Raw genomic sequence first — 15,599 nt, forward strand, 5'->3', positions numbered from 1 at the left:
AGCACGATCTTTTTAGAGATCGGTCCCCCAGGAAAACTGAGGGACCGGATCATGCAGTGCTGTTCGAATTAGAAGGTGGTGCCGCCGCCGAACCGGAACTCCTGGGTACGGTCGTACTTGCCCTTGCTGAGCGGCACGGCGTAGTCGAAGCGCAGCGGACCGAACGGCGACTGCCAGATCAGGCCGACACCGACCGACGAGCGGATCACCTTGCTGTCGTCATAGATCAGGCCGGTACAGGTTCCCGCAGTCACCGGATTGGTGGTCGAGGGGATGCAGTTCGAGTTGGCTGGCGTGGTCGTTTCGCCGGTCACGCTCCACGTCGTCGGTCCCTTGTAGTCATACAGACCGCCGGCATCGGCATAGACCGCGCCCTTCAGACCCACTTCCTTCGGCAGGAACCAGAACGGCATCTGCAATTCGAACGAAGCGCCCCAGTACTTGGTGCCGCCAAGCGCGTCCTGCGTGTCGAACGGGTTGATGTCGCGCGGGCCGATGCCGTTCGGAGCGAAGCCGCGGACGAGGTTCGGGCCCATCTGGAAGTGATCGAGCATGCGCAGATCGTTGCTGCCGATCTTGTTCAGGATGCCGCTCTGCACGTGCACGAGGCCGACGATATCGGACACCAGCGGGGTGTAGTACTTCGCGTCGATCACCGACTTCAGGTAGGAGACGTCGCCGCCGACGCCGGCGAAGTCCTGGCGGAAGTCGACGAGCAGACCGTCGGTGGGGTTCTTGTTGTTGTCCAGCGTGTTGTAGGTCAGCGTGTAGCCGAGCGCCGAGGTCAGGGTCTTGCCGCCGGCAAGCTCCTTGCGGACCGGCAGCGAGGCTTCGCCGTCGCTGTAGCAGCCGAGGCCGTTGGTCGAGCTCAGGTCAATCGGCGGCGTCTGCGACGCGGCGAAAGCCGGGCTCGGGTTGAAGCCCGGACCAGGGATGTTGTTACAGTTCGCCAGGTAATACGGCAGCGAGATTTCCTGCTGGTAGATCGAGTAGCGCAGCTGCAGCGCCAGGTCTTCACGCAGGGAGAAGCCGAGCCGCGGCGAGAAGCCGAGCGTCTTGGTGCCGTAGGAGATGTAGCTGTTGGACAGCTGCTGGCGCTGATAGAGGTCGAGGCCGAGCGCGACGCGGTAGTCGAGCAGGTACGGCTCGACGAACGACAGCGAATAGCCGCGCGCGTACTGGCCGTAGGTCACCGACGCCTTGGCGAACAGGCCGCGGCCAAGCAGGTTGCGCTCGGAGACCGAGACCTCGGCGAGCGCGCCGTCGGTCGTGGAGTAACCGCCCGAGATCGAGAAGTCGCCGGTCGATTTCTCTTCCATGTCGACGATCAGGATGACGCGGTCGCTCGACGAGCCGGGCTCCGTCGTGATCTTGACGCTCTTGAAATAGTCGAGGTTCTTCAGGCGCCGCTCGGCGCGATCGACCAGCGCGCGGTTGTAGGCATCTCCTTCCGAGATGTCGAACTCGCGGCGGATGACGTAATCACGCGTGCGGGTGTTGCCGCGCAGGTTGATGCGCTCGATATAGGTGCGCGGGCCCTCGTCGATGTTGAACACGACGGACACCGTGTGCGCCTCGAAATTGCGGTCGCCGCCGGGACGGACCACGGCGAAGGCATAGCCGCGGCGCGAGGCTTCGATCTGCATCTCCTCGACCGACTTCTCGACCGATTCGACGTTGTAGAGCGAGCCGACACCGACGCGCGAATAGGCCCGCATCGAAGACGGATCGAAGTTCGGAATGCTGGAGCGGAAGTCGACCGCGCCGACGCGATACTGCGAGCCTTCCTCGATCTTGAAGGTGACGTTGAAGCCCTTCTTCTCCGGATCGTATTCGGTGAGCGCGGCCACGACCTGGACGTCGGCGAAACCGTTCTTGAGATAGAAGCGGCGGAGCAGGTCGCGGTCGGCCTCGACACGATCAGGGTCGTAGATGTCGCCGCTGGCAAGGAAGCTGAGAAGGTTCGATTCGCGCGTCTTGATGACGTCCCGCAGGCGGTAGGACGAGAACGCGACGTTGCCGACGAACTCGATCGACTTCACGCCGGTCTTGGAGCCTTCCACGATCGTGAAGATGAGATCGACGCGGTTGTTCGGCTGCTCGATGATTTCGGGCGTGACGCGCACGTCGTAGCGACCGGAGCGGCGGTAGATTTCGGCGATTCGCAGCGTGTCGGACTGCACCATGGCGCGGGAGAAGGTTCCGCGCGCCTTGGACTGGATCTCGGTGGTGAGCTGCTCGTCCTTGATCTTCTTGTTGCCCTCGAAGGCGATGCGCCCGATCACCGGGTTTTCCACTACGGAGACGATGATCTGGCCGCCGGGGCCACGGTTGATCCTGACGTCCTGGAACAGGCCGGTCTCGATCAGCGCCTTGAGGCCGTCATCGATGGCGCCTTGATCCAGGCGGCCGCCCGGACCCGGCTTGAAATAGGAGCGGATCGTCTCCACCTCGACGCGGCGATTTCCTTCGACGGAAATCGACTGGACGGTCTGAGCAAGCGCAGACGAAGACACAAAAACAGCCCCGACCGGGGCAACCACCGGCGCGCCGAACATGATCAGGGTTGCGAGCAAGCCCCCCCGGAGTCGCAGTCCAAACTTCATGCGCAACGCGCCCTTATCATTCCGTGCCAGACCCACCCCAACGCCGGTCTGGAGATTCCCCAAGTTCTGGCCGCTTGTAGCCAATTTCGCCGACGCCGCAAACGGCCGAAAGCGCCGTAATTTCAATTTCATTCCAGGACGTTGCTCAACAGCAACGCCACAAAAAAGCCCCTATCAGGAAGCTGCCATCCGCAGGATGTCGTTGTAGGTCGCAAACACCATCAACATCAGCACCAAACCCAGCCCGATTCGGAACCCCATCTCCTGAGTCCGCTCGGACAGGGGCCGGCCGCGGACCACTTCGGCCGCATAGAACATAAGGTGACCGCCATCGAGCAGCGGGATCGGGAACAGATTCAACAGACCGATCGACACCGACAGCACTGCGCAGAGATTGATCACGAACTGGAACCCGGCACTGGCCGCCTGCCCCGACATCTTCGCGATGCCAAGGACGCCACTGACCTCGTTCGGGTTACCGTGCCCGACAAACAGCGAGCCCAGGAACTTGAAGGTGCTGGTGATGATGAACCAGACCTGTTCCACGCCGATCTTGAACGCCTCACCGACACCGACGGGTGCGGTCGAGGCCTCGCCGGCCTGCGACTTGTGCTCGACGCCGAGCACGCCGACACGGTGGCTGTTCCCGAACGGATCCTTGCGCTCGAGCAGCGCCGGGGTCGCAGTCAGCGACACGATGGCCCCGTCGCGCTTCACCTGGAACGCAAGCGCCGAACCGGCGTTCATCGCAACGATTCGCTGCATGTCGGCAAAGCTCTCAATCGGCTTGCCGTCGATCTGAACGACGACGTCGCCGATCTTGAAACCGGCCGCGGCCGCCGCGCCGTCGGCGACGACGCCGTCGACGCGCGCGATCGTGCTCGGCTTGCCGTAGTACAGGGCCATGCCGGCGAAGATCAGCGCGCCCAGAATGAAATTGGCGATCGGTCCGGCCGCGACGATGGCCGCGCGCGGGCCGACCTTCTTGTGGTGGAAGCTGCCGGCGCGCTCCTCGGGCGACATGGCGGCGAGCGTCTCGGCCGAGGGGGTCGAGGCCTCGCTCTCGTCACCGAAGAACTTGACGTAGCCGCCGAGCGGGATCGCCGAGATCTTCCAGCGGGTGCCGTGCCGGTCGTTGAAACCGATCAGCTCGGGTCCGAAACCGAGCGAAAAGGTCAACACCCGAACGCCCGCCCAGCGCGCGACCAGGAAATGGCCGAGTTCGTGGAAGAACACGACGATGGTCAGGACAAACAGGAAGGGAACCGCGTAGCCGAGGAGCCCATGGCTCAACGTATTGAAACTATGGACAAAAAAGTCGATCATCGATTTCCCTCACCCAGCGCCGCAAGGCCCTGGCCCCGAACCAACTAGGATGCCTTTAAGGCAATTTGAGGCAATAGGGCGGCAGCTCTATTTCGAGCAACATGGTCAACAGAGATTGCATCGTCGGCGGACGTCATGGGCGCCTGGTTCCCGCCGCGGGTCCAGTCATCCAGGGTCGCCTCGACCAGCCGCGCAATGGCGCCGAAGCGGATCTTGCCGGCGATGAAGGCGGCGACCGCGACCTCATTAGCGGCATTGTAGACCGTGGTGGCCCCCTTCCCGGTCCGGAGCGCATCGTAGGCCAGCCGTAGTCCCGGGAACCGCTCGAAGTCGGGCGCCTCGAAGGTGAGCTGACCGATCTTGGCGAGGTCCAGCTTGGCCGCCGGGCCCTTGATGCGATCGGGCCAGCCGAGGCAGTGGGCAATCGGCGTGCGCATGTCGGGCGCACCGAGCTGCGCCATCACCGAGCGGTCGGAGAATTCGACCATGCCGTGGATGATCGACTGCGGATGCACAAGCACGTCGATCTCGTCGGACGAGAGCGCGAACAGATAGGACGCCTCAATCACTTCGAGGCCCTTGTTCATCATCGACGCGGAATCGATCGTGATCTTCTGGCCCATGCTCCAGTTCGGATGCTTCAGCGCCTGCTCGAGCGTCGCCTGCTCGATGTCGGCCGGCTTCCAGGTTCGGAACGGGCCGCCCGAGGCCGTGATGATGACGCGGACGAGCTCGTCGCGATTGCCCGAGGCGAGTGCCTGGAACAGCGCATTGTGCTCGGAATCGGCCGGCAGGATGCAGGCGCCCGCTTTCGCCGCGCGCTGCATGAAGAAATCACCGGCGCAGACGAGGCATTCCTTGTTGGCGAGCGCGACATGCGCGCCGCGATCGACCGCCGCCAGCGCCGGCTTCAGACCGGCCGCGCCGCTGACGGCCGCCATCACCCAATCGGCGGGACGGGCGCCAGCCTCGATCACCGCGCTTTCGCCGGCGCCGCATTCGGTGCTCGTTCCCGCAAGTAGAGCCTTGAGCTCGCCGAGCTTGGAGGTGTCGGCGATCGCGACGTAGCGCGCGGAAAATTCCTTCGCGAGCTTGGCCAGCGCTTCGACATTGCCGTTCGCCGTCAAGGCCTCGACGCGGTAGCGCTCGGGAGAGGCGCGCAGCAGATCCATCGTGCTGTCGCCGATCGAGCCGGTGGCACCGAGGACTGTGACGCTGCGAATGTCGGACGCAGCAAGCCTGTTATTACGCAAGGGAACGGCGCTCATATCCTCACCAAACCATAAGACCGCTTCCGGCGCTATGCGCACCGTGACGGAGAAAGCCGATAAACCAGGCCGCCAGGATGGCGGCAACAAAGCCGTCCAGGCGGTCCATAAGTCCGCCATGGCCGGGAATTAAGTGACTGGAATCCTTGACTCCGAACCGCCGCTTCACCGCGGATTCGAACAGGTCGCCGAGCTGCGACACCACCGAGAGCACGGCGCTGACGAGCAGCAGCGGGACCGCCTTGCCGACCCCAAAAGCCGCAAAGCCGGCGGCGACCGCAAGGCTCGCGGCAAAGCCGCCGAGGGCGCCGGCCCAGGTCTTCTTCGGGCTCACGCGCGGCCACAGCTTCGGCCCGCCAATGCCGCGGCCGGCGAAATAGCCGCCGATATCGGTCGCCCAGACCACCAGCAGGACGAACATCAGTGCGGAGAAACCGTTGACGAGATCCTTGCGCACCAGGATCGAGGCCAGCAGCGCCGCCGATGCATAGGCGAAGCCGGTGGCCGCCCACAAGAACTTGCCCCGCGCGATCAGCGTCACGATCGCGCCACCGATGAGGCCGGTGATGACGGCGGTCTTGAGCGCGCCAAAAGCGACGGCGGCTCCCATCATGGCGATGACGACCGTCCCTGCCCCGGTCAACGCTGCCGATCCCGCGCCCACCACCATCAGCCATTCCGTGAACAGCCCGATCGACACCAGCGTGACGAGAAGCGCCCACAGCCAGCCGCCGGCATAAGCGATCGCAATGGCCAGCGGCGCCAGCACCAGCGCTGCGAGGACCCGCATCACCAGATTGCTCGGGGCAGGCTTTGCGCCTGCCGATGCGGCGTCGGGTTCGCTCACGAGGCGGTTTTCGCGACCAGGCCGCCGAAACGGCGCTCGCGCCTGGCAAATTCGGCGATCGCGCTTTCGAGCGCCGTCTTGTCGAAATCGGGCCAGTGGATCGGCACGAAGACGAGCTCGCTATAGGCGGCCTGCCACATCAGGAAATTCGAGAGGCGCTGCTCGCCGCTGGTGCGGATGATGAGGTCGGGATCGGGAATGTCGGGCGCATCGAGATGCGCGCCGAGCGTCTCGGCATCGATCGTGGCGGGATCTCGCTTACCTTCGGCAACCTCGCGCGCCAGCTTCTGCGCCGCCTTCGCGATCTCCTGCCGCGAGCCGTAGTTGAAGGCGACGACGAGCGTGAGGCGCGTGTTGTCGCGCGTCAATTCCTCGGCCTCGTTGAGCAGCGAACAGATATCGCTTTCGAGCCCGTCCCGCTCGCCGATGATGCGGACCTTGACGCCGTCGCGATGCAGGCTCGCCAGATCGTTGCGGATGAAGCGGCGGAGCAGACCGAAGAGATCGCCGATCTCGCTCGCCGGACGCGACCAGTTCTCCGATGAGAAGGAGAAGATGGTGAGATAGCGGATGCCGAGTTCGTGCGAGGCGCGCACCACGCGGCGCAGGGCCTCGACGCCGCGGCGATGCCCCTCCGCACGCGGCAGGCCGCGCGCGGCCGCCCAACGCCCGTTGCCATCCATGATGATGGCAACATGCGCGGGCGCCTCGGACCGGTCGGGTCCTTCCGTTGCGGGCGCGGCGGCGTTGGACATGAGGGTAGCCTTAGACGGTCAGGATTTCTTTTTCCTTGGCGGCCAGCAGCTGGTCGATCTCGGCGATGGTGCCGTCGGTCGCCTTCTGTACCTCGTCGGCGTGACGCTTCTGGTCGTCCTCCGACATTTCGTGATTCTTCTCGAGCTTCTTCAGGACGTCGAGGCCGTCGCGGCGAACGTGGCGCGCCGCGACCTTGGCGGCTTCCGCGTATTTGTGCGCCACCTTGACCAGCTCCTTGCGGCGCTCCTCGTTGAGCTCGGGGATGCGCAGGCGCAGCACCTGGCCTTCGGTCGCGGGCGACAGGCCGAGATTGGAATCGACGATCGCCTTCTCCACCGCCTTGACCATCGACTTGTCCCAGACCTGCACCGAGATCAGGCGCGGCTCGGGCACGCTGACGGTGGCGAGCTGGTTCAGCGGCATGTGGCTGCCATAAGCGTCGACCTGCACGGGATCGAGCATCGAGGCGGAGGCGCGCCCCGTGCGCAGGCCGCCAAGCTCGTGCTTGAGCGAGGCGACGGCGCCCTGCATGCGGCGCTTCACTTCGTTGAGGTCGAAATTACCCGTGGGCATCACGTTTCTCCTTCAAAATCCCGGCGACCTCACCGCCCCCTTCTCTTGAGGGCGCGGCAGCTGAGCCGTCAGCCGGCGACGATGGTTCCGTGGCCGACGCCACGCAGAATCGCACCGATCGAGCCCGGTTCCGCGATCGAGAACACGATGATAGGCAGCGACGTCTCGCGGGCAAGCGCGAAGGCGGTCGCATCCATCACCTTGTAGCCGCCAGCGATCGCCTGCGAATGCGTCAGCCGGTCGAACCGCGTGGCCGTCGGATCCTTCTTCGGGTCGGCCGAGTAGACGCCATCGACATTGGTCGCCTTCAGGACCGCCTCCGCGCCGATTTCGGCGGCGCGCAGCACCGCGGTCGTATCGGTGGTGAAGAACGGATTGCCGGTTCCGCCGCCGAGCAGCACGATCCGGCCTTCGGCGAGGTATTTGTGCGCTGCAGTGCGGGTGAACAGCTCGGAAATCTCGGGCATGACGAAGGCCGAGAGCGTGCGTGCCGGCGTGCCCTTGCGCTCGATCGCCGCTTCCAGCGCGAGGCAGTTCATCATGGTGGCGAGCATGCCCATGGTGTCGCCGGTGGTGCGCGACACCCCCCGGGAGGAGACCTCGACGCCGCGGACCATGTTGCCGCCGCCGATCACGACCGCAACCTCGGTGCCGAGCTTGCGGGCGGCGATCAGATCGTCCGCAACCCGGTCGACGGTCGGCTGATCGATGCCAAACCCCTGCTGTCCCGCGAGATATTCGCCGGACAGCTTGATCACGACGCGACGATAGACCGGATCAGTCATGAGCACTTTCCTTGTCCGGGCGCCGCTTCCGGCGGCACGCCGGAAGGAACGTTCCGGCGCTTACTTCTTGCCGCTGGCCGCCGCGACCTCGGCTGCGAAGTCGCTTTCCTGCTTCTCGATTCCCTCACCGAGAGCATAGCGCACAAAGCCGGCGATCTTCACTGCGCCGCCGACCTTGCCCTCGGCTTCCTTCACCGCCTGCGCCACCGACTTGCCGGTGTCGTGGATGAAGGCCTGGTCGAGCAGGCAGACTTCCTTGTAGTAGGTCTTCAGGCCGGACTCGACGATCTTCTCGATCACGTTCTCCGGCTTGCCCTGCTGACGGTACTTGTCGGCGAGCACGTCCTTCTCGCGCTTGACCACGGCCGGATCGAGGCCGGACGGATCGAGCGCCAGCGGGTTGGCGGCCGCGACATGCATCGCGATCTGGCGGCCGAGGGCGGCGAGTTCGTCGGCCTTGCCCGGCGATTCCAGCGCGACGATCACGCCCATCTTGCCGGCGCCGTCGATGACGGCACCATGGACGTAGTGCGACACCACGCCCTGTTTCACTTCGAGCGAAGCGGCACGGCGCAGCGTCATGTTCTCGCCGATGGTGGCGATCGCATCATTGATGGCGGCTTCGATCGTGACGTCGCCGACCTTGGCGGCCTTGATCTTCTCGACATCGGCGCCGGCGTCGAAGGCGACCTGGGCGATCATCTTGACCAGACCCTGGAACTGGCCGTTGCGCGCGACGAAGTCGGTCTCGGAGTTGACCTCGACCACGACGCCCTTGGTGCCCTTGGTGAGCGCGCCGATCAGGCCCTCGGCCGCGACGCGGCCCGACTTCTTGGCGGCCTTCGACAGGCCCTTCTTGCGCAGCCAGTCCTGCGCCGCTTCCATGTTGCCGTCGTTTTCGGTGAGCGCGGCCTTGCAGTCCATCATGCCTGCGCCGGTCGACTCGCGCAGATCCTTGACCATCGCAGCTGTGATCGTTGCCATCGTTGAAAATCCTTTGTGCCTGCCGGTTTGCCGCGGCGTGGCACCCAATCGCCCCGCCGCGGTCCATCTCAGGGATTCGCGTCAACTGAAATGGTGGCCGGATCCTATCCGGCCAACCCATCGCTCTTTTTGACTATTCCGCTTCCGCGGTCAGCGCCTTGGCCTTGGCCACCCAGGCATCCGCGCGGCTCGGCAGACCCACTTCTTCGCCGATCGTGTGCGCGGTGTCGTGGTCGAGCTCGGCGAGCTGCCAGTAATGGAAGATGCCGAGGTCGTTGAACTTCTTCTCGATCGCGCCCGACACGCCCGGGAGCTTCTTGAGGTCGTCGGCGGTGCCGCGGGGACCAGCGAGGCCCTGGAAGCCGCTCGAGGACGCCGCCGGCAGCTCTTCGGCGACCGGACGAACCGAGGCACCGATGTCGATGCCCGAATCGCCCTGGGCGCGCGAGATGCCGTCGATCGCCGCACGCGCAATCAGATCGCAGTACAGCGAAATGGCGCGGCCGGCGTCGTCATTGCCCGGCACCACATAGGTGATGCCCTTCGGGTCCGAATTGGTGTCGACGATCGCGGCGACCGGGATGTTGAGGCGCTGGGCCTCCTGGATCGCGATGTCTTCCTTGTTGGTGTCGATCACGAAGATCAGGTCGGGCAGACCGCCCATGTCCTTGATGCCGCCGAGCGAGCGATCGAGCTTGTCGCGCTCGCGCTGAAGCGTCAGGCGCTCCTTCTTCGTGTAGGAATTGGCTTCGCCGCCCGAGAGCACGTCGTCGAGGTGACGAAGGCGCTTGATCGAGGCCGAGATCGTCTTCCAGTTGGTCAGCGTGCCGCCGAGCCAGCGCGAATTGACGAAATACTGCGCGCAGCGCTTGGCAGCATCGGCAACGCCGTCCTGCGCCTGGCGCTTGGTGCCGACGAACAGGATGCGGCCGCCCTTGGCCACCGTGTCGCTGACGGCCTGAAGGGCCTGATGCAGCATCGGCACGGTCTGGGCGAGGTCGACGATGTGGATGTTGTTGCGGGTGCCGAAAATGAACGGAGCCATTTTCGGATTCCAGCGGTGAGACTGGTGACCAAAGTGCACGCCAGCTTCCAAAAGCTGACGCATGGTGAAATCGGGTAGTGCCATCGTTCTAATTCTCCGGTTGGTTCCTCCGGAAACGTGTGAGCAAAACGGAGCGTTCTCGCCCCGGTTGCCACCGGACGGCCTTGTGAGCCATGTTTCCGTGTGAGATGGCGCGCTCTATAGCGCAATTTCGGCCAGAAGCAAGGAAATAAGGGCCTGATCTGGGCGGTTTTCGCCCGCGAAAGACCCCTACTCCATCAATACCGCCCTGCCATCTAGCACCTCGGCTGGTTGGGCGGGCACTTCTTTGCGGCGGGCGGCGGGGGCGCCGGGCGTGGCGGAGGTGCCGCCGGACGCGGCGGCGGGGCCACGGCCACCCGTGGTGGCGGCGGTGGTGGAGCCGGACGGGCCACCGGCGGTGGAGGAGCCGGCCGGGCAACAGGCGGTGGCGGCGCCGGACGGGCCGCGGCGACTGGCGGCGGAGCGGGTCGCGGCGGCGGAGGTGCAGCCATCCGTGGCGGCGGAGGCGCAGCCACCCGGGGCGGCGGCGCGGATACACGCGGCGGAGGCGGTGGCGCAGATACATGCGGAGGCGGCGGCGTGGGCCGCGCCACTGCCTGGGGCCGCGGCGGCGGTGCAACGGGTCTCGCTGCCTGGGGCGGAGCGGCCGATGGCCGATTCTGCGGCCGGATCGGCTCATGCGCAGCCGAGGGCGGCGGCGCAACAACCGGCCGTCCGGCCGCGGCCGGAGGCGTGCCGGGCGACTCGCGGGTTGCGGACTTGGCACGATCAGCAGGCCCGGCCCCCGGCGGCGTTTGTGCCACCGGCGGCTTGGGAGGCTGGCCGGGAGCCGCAGCCGACGGCGCCCCCGGATGAGCGGGCGGCGTCGCTCCGGGCGCTGTCGCCGTTGGTGCGGGCCTGCCGCCCGGCAGGGGCCCTGCCCCGGCCGGCGGCGCCGGCGGACCACCATGGGCGCCGGGAACCGGCAGTGTGTTGGCCTGGGGCAGCTTGGTCTGCGGCGCGACCAGCGGTGACGGCGCTGCGGTCGGGCTTGTCGTGGCGGGCGCAGTTGTAGCGGCCGTATTTGGCGCACCGGGATGGGCAGGCAGTGTTGTGCCGGGCGCTGCGGCCGTCGGCGCCCCCGGATGAGCCGGCGGCGTTGCACCGGGCGCAGTCGCCGTTGGTGCGGGCCTGCCACCCGGCAGGGGCCCTGCCCCGGCCGGCGGCACCGGCGGACCACCATGGGCACCAGGAACCGGCAGCGTGTTGGCCTGGGGCAGCTTGGTCTGCGGCGCGACCAACGGCGATGGCGCCGTGGTCGGCGCAACATTCGCCGGCGTCACCGCTGGTGTCCCGGGCTTTGCCGTCGGCTGGATTGTCGCGCTCGGCGGCAACGGCGCCTTGCCCTGCTGGATCAGGGCGGCGCGCTGCATCACCGCCTGCGGCACGGCTGGCGCCACCGGGTTGGCGCGGCCGGCAACCGCGGGCGCCAGATTGGCAGGCCCAGCGCCGGCTCCCGCAGCAGGCGCAGGCGCCGGCGCCTGGTTGATCACGGTGTTGATGACCGTGGTGTTATGGATGTTCTGGTAGATGATGTTGTTCGGCGGCGGCGCGACATAGACCGGCGGCCTCACGAACACCGGGATCGGCACGAACACCGGCTGCGGCAGCACGAACAGGCCGACCACGGGCAGTGGCGGCGGCAGCACGACGAAATCGGGCGGCGGCGGCGGCAGATAGTAGACCGGCGGCGGCGGTGGCGGCGCGAAGCCGAAATCGGGGTCGCTGAAATACAGCACCGGGCGATCGACATAGACCACCTCCTCCGGCGGCGGTGGCGGCACGTCGTAATCCAGCATGGCAAAGCTCGGCGGCGGCTCGAGCGGCGCGGTCAGGATCGCAAGCCTGCGCCGTGCGTCGCCGGCATGCGGCCCGCGCGGATAGCGGCGCAGATAGGACCAGTAAGCGTCCGGCGTATCGGTCCGATACGTGCGCCGCCAGGTGATCGCCTCGCGGCGCGCCGCGACGATCGCCATCACGCGCCTGGACATCGGATCGTTCGGATAGGCCGCGAGAAATTCCTCATAGGCCGGCATCGTGTCGCGCGAGAGCGCGGCGGCATAGGCATCCTGCGCACCGAGATCGCGGATCGGCTTGCTTCGGATCGCGGCGACCTGGTCCGGCGCCGTCTCCGGCGGCGGCGCGTCGGGCCCGCGCTCGAAGAACGAGAACGGCGCCGATATCTTCTGCTCGTTCCAGGGTACCTGCGCGCCCTTGCTGGCCTCGTTGACGCGCAGGCGGACGCGGTCGAAGACGTCTGGCAGCGCCAGGCCGCCGGTGCGGATCATCTCCGCCAGCGATTGCGCGTAGATGCCATAGGGTCCCGGCTCCTCCGGCGCCACCGTGCCGGGCGCGGCGTTGAACGCGATCAGCATGTTCGGATCAGGCTCGACCAGCGCCAGCCCGCTCGCGATCGGCTGCCCGCCCTCGATGAAAGGCTGTGCGCGGGCTGCATCGAGCACGACGATGTTGGCCTTGAGCGGAATGGCCGCAAGCTGGCGCGCATAGTCGCTGATGCGCAAGGCTTCGGTCGGAATGTCGGTGTCGCGGGTGATGTTGGAATCGACCGGGATGAAATAGTTCTCGCCGGCGAGCTGCACGCCATAGCCGGCCAGATAGACCATCGCGACGGTGCCGGGTCCCGACGCCTGCGCCTTCTGGACGAAATCGCGAAAGCTCTTGCGCAGCGTGTCGCCGTCGAGATCGCGGGCGCCGACGACGTCGAAGCCCGCGGCCTGCAGCGTCTGCGCGATCAGGCCGGCATCGTTCGCGGTCGTCGCCAGCGGCGACTTGGCATAGGCGGCGTTGCCGACCACGAGCGCGATGCGCTTTTCCTGCTGCTGTGCACGCGCCTGATGCGGCGCGCCCGCGGCAAGGACCACGATCGGCAGGAAAAGGCAGATGAAGACTTTGAGCGTCCCACGCATGGCTTGTGCTCGCTGTTGTTGAGGTGCCACCGCACATCAGACGCGCGGCCGGCTGAATGGCGCTTGAACGAAAGGCTGTCGTCACGAAAGGCTTGGATTGAGGCGGTGACATGGCGCCCGCCTGCGACGTCAGTTCCGCGTCAGTCTCGCGACCATAAGACGGCAGGAGCGGCCAGTTCGCTCAGCCCTGCGCAATCAGATCGACCGTTCCGGTCGTGAGCCGGTAGATGCCGCCGACGACCTTGATCTTGCCCTGCTCAGCAGCGGCATTGAGGATCGGCGCGGCCGCTTTCAGCTTGGCGACGTTGTCGACAACGTTCTGCCGGATCGCCTTGTCGAGCACGTTGCCACCCTGCTGCATTGCAGCTTTTGCGGCGGGCGCGATCGCATCGACCAGCGAAGGGATGTGTCCCGGCGGCGGCTTGTCGTCCTTGATCGCCTTCAGCGTCGCATCAACCGCGCCGCACGCATCATGGCCGAGCACGAGGATCAGCGGCGTGTTCAGCACGGCCACCGCATATTCCATGCTCGCGATGGTCTCGGTGCCGGCAAAGTTTCCGGCGACGCGACAGACGAAGAGATCGCCGCGGCCCGTGTCGAACGCATATTCCGGCGCGATGCGGGAATCGGCACAGCTCAGCACGGCGGCGAACGGGTTCTGCCCGCCGACCAACGCCTCGCGCTCATGCTTGAAATCGTGACGCCGCGACACACCGTCGACGTAGCGTGCATTCCCTTCCATCAGCCGCTTCAACGAAGCGTCGGGCGACAGCACGTTCTGCGGCTTGGGCGGCGGCTTGGTCTCCTTCGCGAAGGCTTTGCCGGCGAAAGCCAAACCGACCGCAGAGACCGTGAAGTGAACGAGCGACCTCCGCGAAGGGCGGATGTGGACGTCGTGATCACGGCCGCAATTCGCGCACATGCCTTGCTCCTCCCCATCGCGCCGCCCTCGTTGATGGAGCGGCAATCGTGCCGCGCATCTTACTCGACAGCCTGCAACTCCGCGAGCTTCGTTCGCGCGGTCGCCTCATCCAGCGCGACGAGCTCGGCGGGCCCCGGATTCGCCTCGCCAGCCGTCGCGACGGAAACCACAGCAAGCCCGGCCAGCCCGCCAAGCACCGCCCCGCCCGTGGCGGCATCGTGCCTGGCACTGCTCTTGATGAGGTAGAAGTGCGTCCGGCCGGATTCCATCACGATCTCGCGCTTGGTGTCGCCGGGAAACATCAGCTCGGTCACCAGCACGTCGTGACGGCCGGCCGGGCGATCGGCATAGGCATATTTGCCGGCGAGCACCTTACCCATCGGTGCACCATCGAGCTTCACCTCGCAGGCGCACAACGCCATGCTGAGGCCGTTGCGCTTGTCCTGCAGGAACACCACACGCGACTGACCCGCGCGCGGAGGTCCGATCTTCTTTGTCACGGATGCGAAGTCCGTTCCGACCTGATCGCTCACGCACCCCGCCAACACGACGCCAGCGGTCACCACCAACGCACCCCATCGCAGCATCGCACACCCCAGTCCATTCCCCGGGTGTATGCTAGCCAAAATCAGCGCAAGGTTGCAACAACATCCGACGATCCCTGCGTGGATCGCGCGGACAAGCCGCCGGAAAGACGCGCGACCAACCTCAGCCCTGGGCCAGCAACTCGACGGTCCCTGTGCTCAGCCGATAGATGCCGCCGACCACCTTGAGCTTGCCCTGCTCGACTGCCGCATTGAGGATAGGCGCAGCCGATTTCAGCTTGACCACGTTGTCGATGACATTCTGACGGATGGCATTGTCGAGCGCATTCCCGCTCTGCTGGGCAGCCGTCTTCACTGCCGGTGCGATCGCGGCGACCAGCGAGGGGATATGTCCCGGCAGCGGCTTGTCGTCCTTGAGCGACTTGATCGTCGCGTCGACGGCGCCGCAATTGTCATGGCCGAGCACCAGGATCAGGGGCGTGCCGAGCACGGCGACGGTGTACTCCATGCTCGCAACGGTCTCATCGCCGGCAAAATTTCCGGCGACGCGGCACACGAACAGGTCTCCGCGTCCGCTGTCGAAGGCATATTCAGGCGCGATCCGCGAATCAGCGCAGCTCAGAACGGCAGCGTAGGGATTCTGACCGCCGACCAATGCCTCGCGCTCGTGCGCGAAGTCGTGACGGCGCGACACTCCCGATACGTAGCGCGAATTGCCCTCCATCAGCCGTTTGAGCGCCGCATCGGACGACAGCACGTTCTGAGGTTTCGGCGGCGCTTTCGCCTCCTTGGCCAACGCGGCCCCGCCAAACGCCGCCACCCCGAGCGCGGAGGCGGCAAAAAGCATCATCGAGCGTCGGGAGGGAGCAACCGATTGATGCAGATTTTCGGAGCATTTGTCACACATGGTTCTTCTTCCTTGGTCTCGCGCCGG

General features: G+C 66.0%; 13 protein-coding genes. All 13 read right to left on the reverse strand.

Annotated elements, in window-relative coordinates; genetic code table 11:
* Nucleotides 1-68: 68 nt before the first annotated feature.
* Nucleotides 69-2,606: an outer membrane protein assembly factor BamA gene (bamA, locus tag JQ592_RS06585; protein ID WP_211402078.1), complete on the reverse strand. Its 2,538-nt coding sequence runs from the start codon at nt 2,604-2,606 to the stop codon at nt 69-71.
* 174 nt (nt 2,607-2,780) lie between these two features.
* Nucleotides 2,781-3,932, reverse strand: a complete 1,152-nt coding sequence (gene rseP, locus JQ592_RS06590) for an RIP metalloprotease RseP (RefSeq protein ID WP_211402079.1) — start codon at nt 3,930-3,932, stop codon at nt 2,781-2,783.
* Between the two features lie 44 nt (nt 3,933-3,976).
* Complete coding sequence (gene dxr, locus JQ592_RS06595) at nt 3,977-5,200, reverse strand: 1-deoxy-D-xylulose-5-phosphate reductoisomerase (protein WP_211402080.1); 1,224 nt, start codon at nt 5,198-5,200, stop codon at nt 3,977-3,979.
* A gap of 4 nt (nt 5,201-5,204) precedes the next feature.
* Nucleotides 5,205-6,047 carry a phosphatidate cytidylyltransferase gene (locus JQ592_RS06600; RefSeq protein WP_211402081.1) on the reverse strand — a complete coding sequence of 281 codons (843 nt, stop codon included), beginning with the start codon at nt 6,045-6,047 and terminating at the stop codon, nt 5,205-5,207.
* Nucleotides 6,044-6,802 (reverse strand): isoprenyl transferase, encoded by a 759-nt coding sequence (locus tag JQ592_RS06605; RefSeq protein WP_211402082.1) that lies wholly within the window; start codon nt 6,800-6,802, stop codon nt 6,044-6,046. The genes JQ592_RS06600 and JQ592_RS06605 overlap by 4 nt, the downstream gene beginning before the upstream one ends.
* A 10-nt stretch (nt 6,803-6,812) precedes the next feature.
* Nucleotides 6,813-7,376: a ribosome recycling factor gene (frr, locus tag JQ592_RS06610; RefSeq protein ID WP_100179729.1), complete on the reverse strand. Its 564-nt coding sequence runs from the start codon at nt 7,374-7,376 to the stop codon at nt 6,813-6,815.
* A gap of 68 nt (nt 7,377-7,444) precedes the next feature.
* Nucleotides 7,445-8,161 (reverse strand): UMP kinase, encoded by a 717-nt coding sequence (pyrH, locus tag JQ592_RS06615; protein ID WP_211402083.1) that lies wholly within the window; start codon nt 8,159-8,161, stop codon nt 7,445-7,447.
* A 60-nt stretch (nt 8,162-8,221) separates the two neighbouring features.
* Entirely contained in the window at nt 8,222-9,145 is a 924-nt protein-coding gene (gene tsf / locus JQ592_RS06620) for a translation elongation factor Ts (RefSeq protein WP_211402084.1), read from the reverse strand.
* Nucleotides 9,146-9,278: 133 nt separating this feature from the next.
* Entirely contained in the window at nt 9,279-10,274 is a 996-nt protein-coding gene (locus JQ592_RS06625) for a 30S ribosomal protein S2 (protein WP_130366453.1), read from the reverse strand.
* A 212-nt stretch (nt 10,275-10,486) separates the two neighbouring features.
* On the reverse strand, nt 10,487-13,198 hold the full coding sequence (locus JQ592_RS06630; protein WP_211402085.1) for a caspase family protein: 2,712 nt from the start codon (nt 13,196-13,198) through the stop codon (nt 10,487-10,489).
* A 181-nt stretch (nt 13,199-13,379) separates the two neighbouring features.
* Nucleotides 13,380-14,120 carry a carbonic anhydrase gene (locus JQ592_RS06635; RefSeq protein WP_211402086.1) on the reverse strand — a complete coding sequence of 247 codons (741 nt, stop codon included), beginning with the start codon at nt 14,118-14,120 and terminating at the stop codon, nt 13,380-13,382.
* 59 nt (nt 14,121-14,179) lie between these two features.
* A complete protein-coding gene (locus JQ592_RS06640; protein ID WP_349630446.1) occupies nt 14,180-14,620 on the reverse strand; it encodes a DUF2846 domain-containing protein in 441 nt (146 codons plus the stop codon).
* A gap of 208 nt (nt 14,621-14,828) precedes the next feature.
* On the reverse strand, nt 14,829-15,572 hold the full coding sequence (locus tag JQ592_RS06645; RefSeq protein WP_211402088.1) for a carbonic anhydrase: 744 nt from the start codon (nt 15,570-15,572) through the stop codon (nt 14,829-14,831).
* Nucleotides 15,573-15,599: the final 27 nt, after the last annotated feature.

Origin of the sequence: Bradyrhizobium iriomotense (genome assembly GCF_018129405.1) — a bacterium.
GTDB classification, from domain to species: domain Bacteria; phylum Pseudomonadota; class Alphaproteobacteria; order Rhizobiales; family Xanthobacteraceae; genus Bradyrhizobium; species Bradyrhizobium iriomotense_B.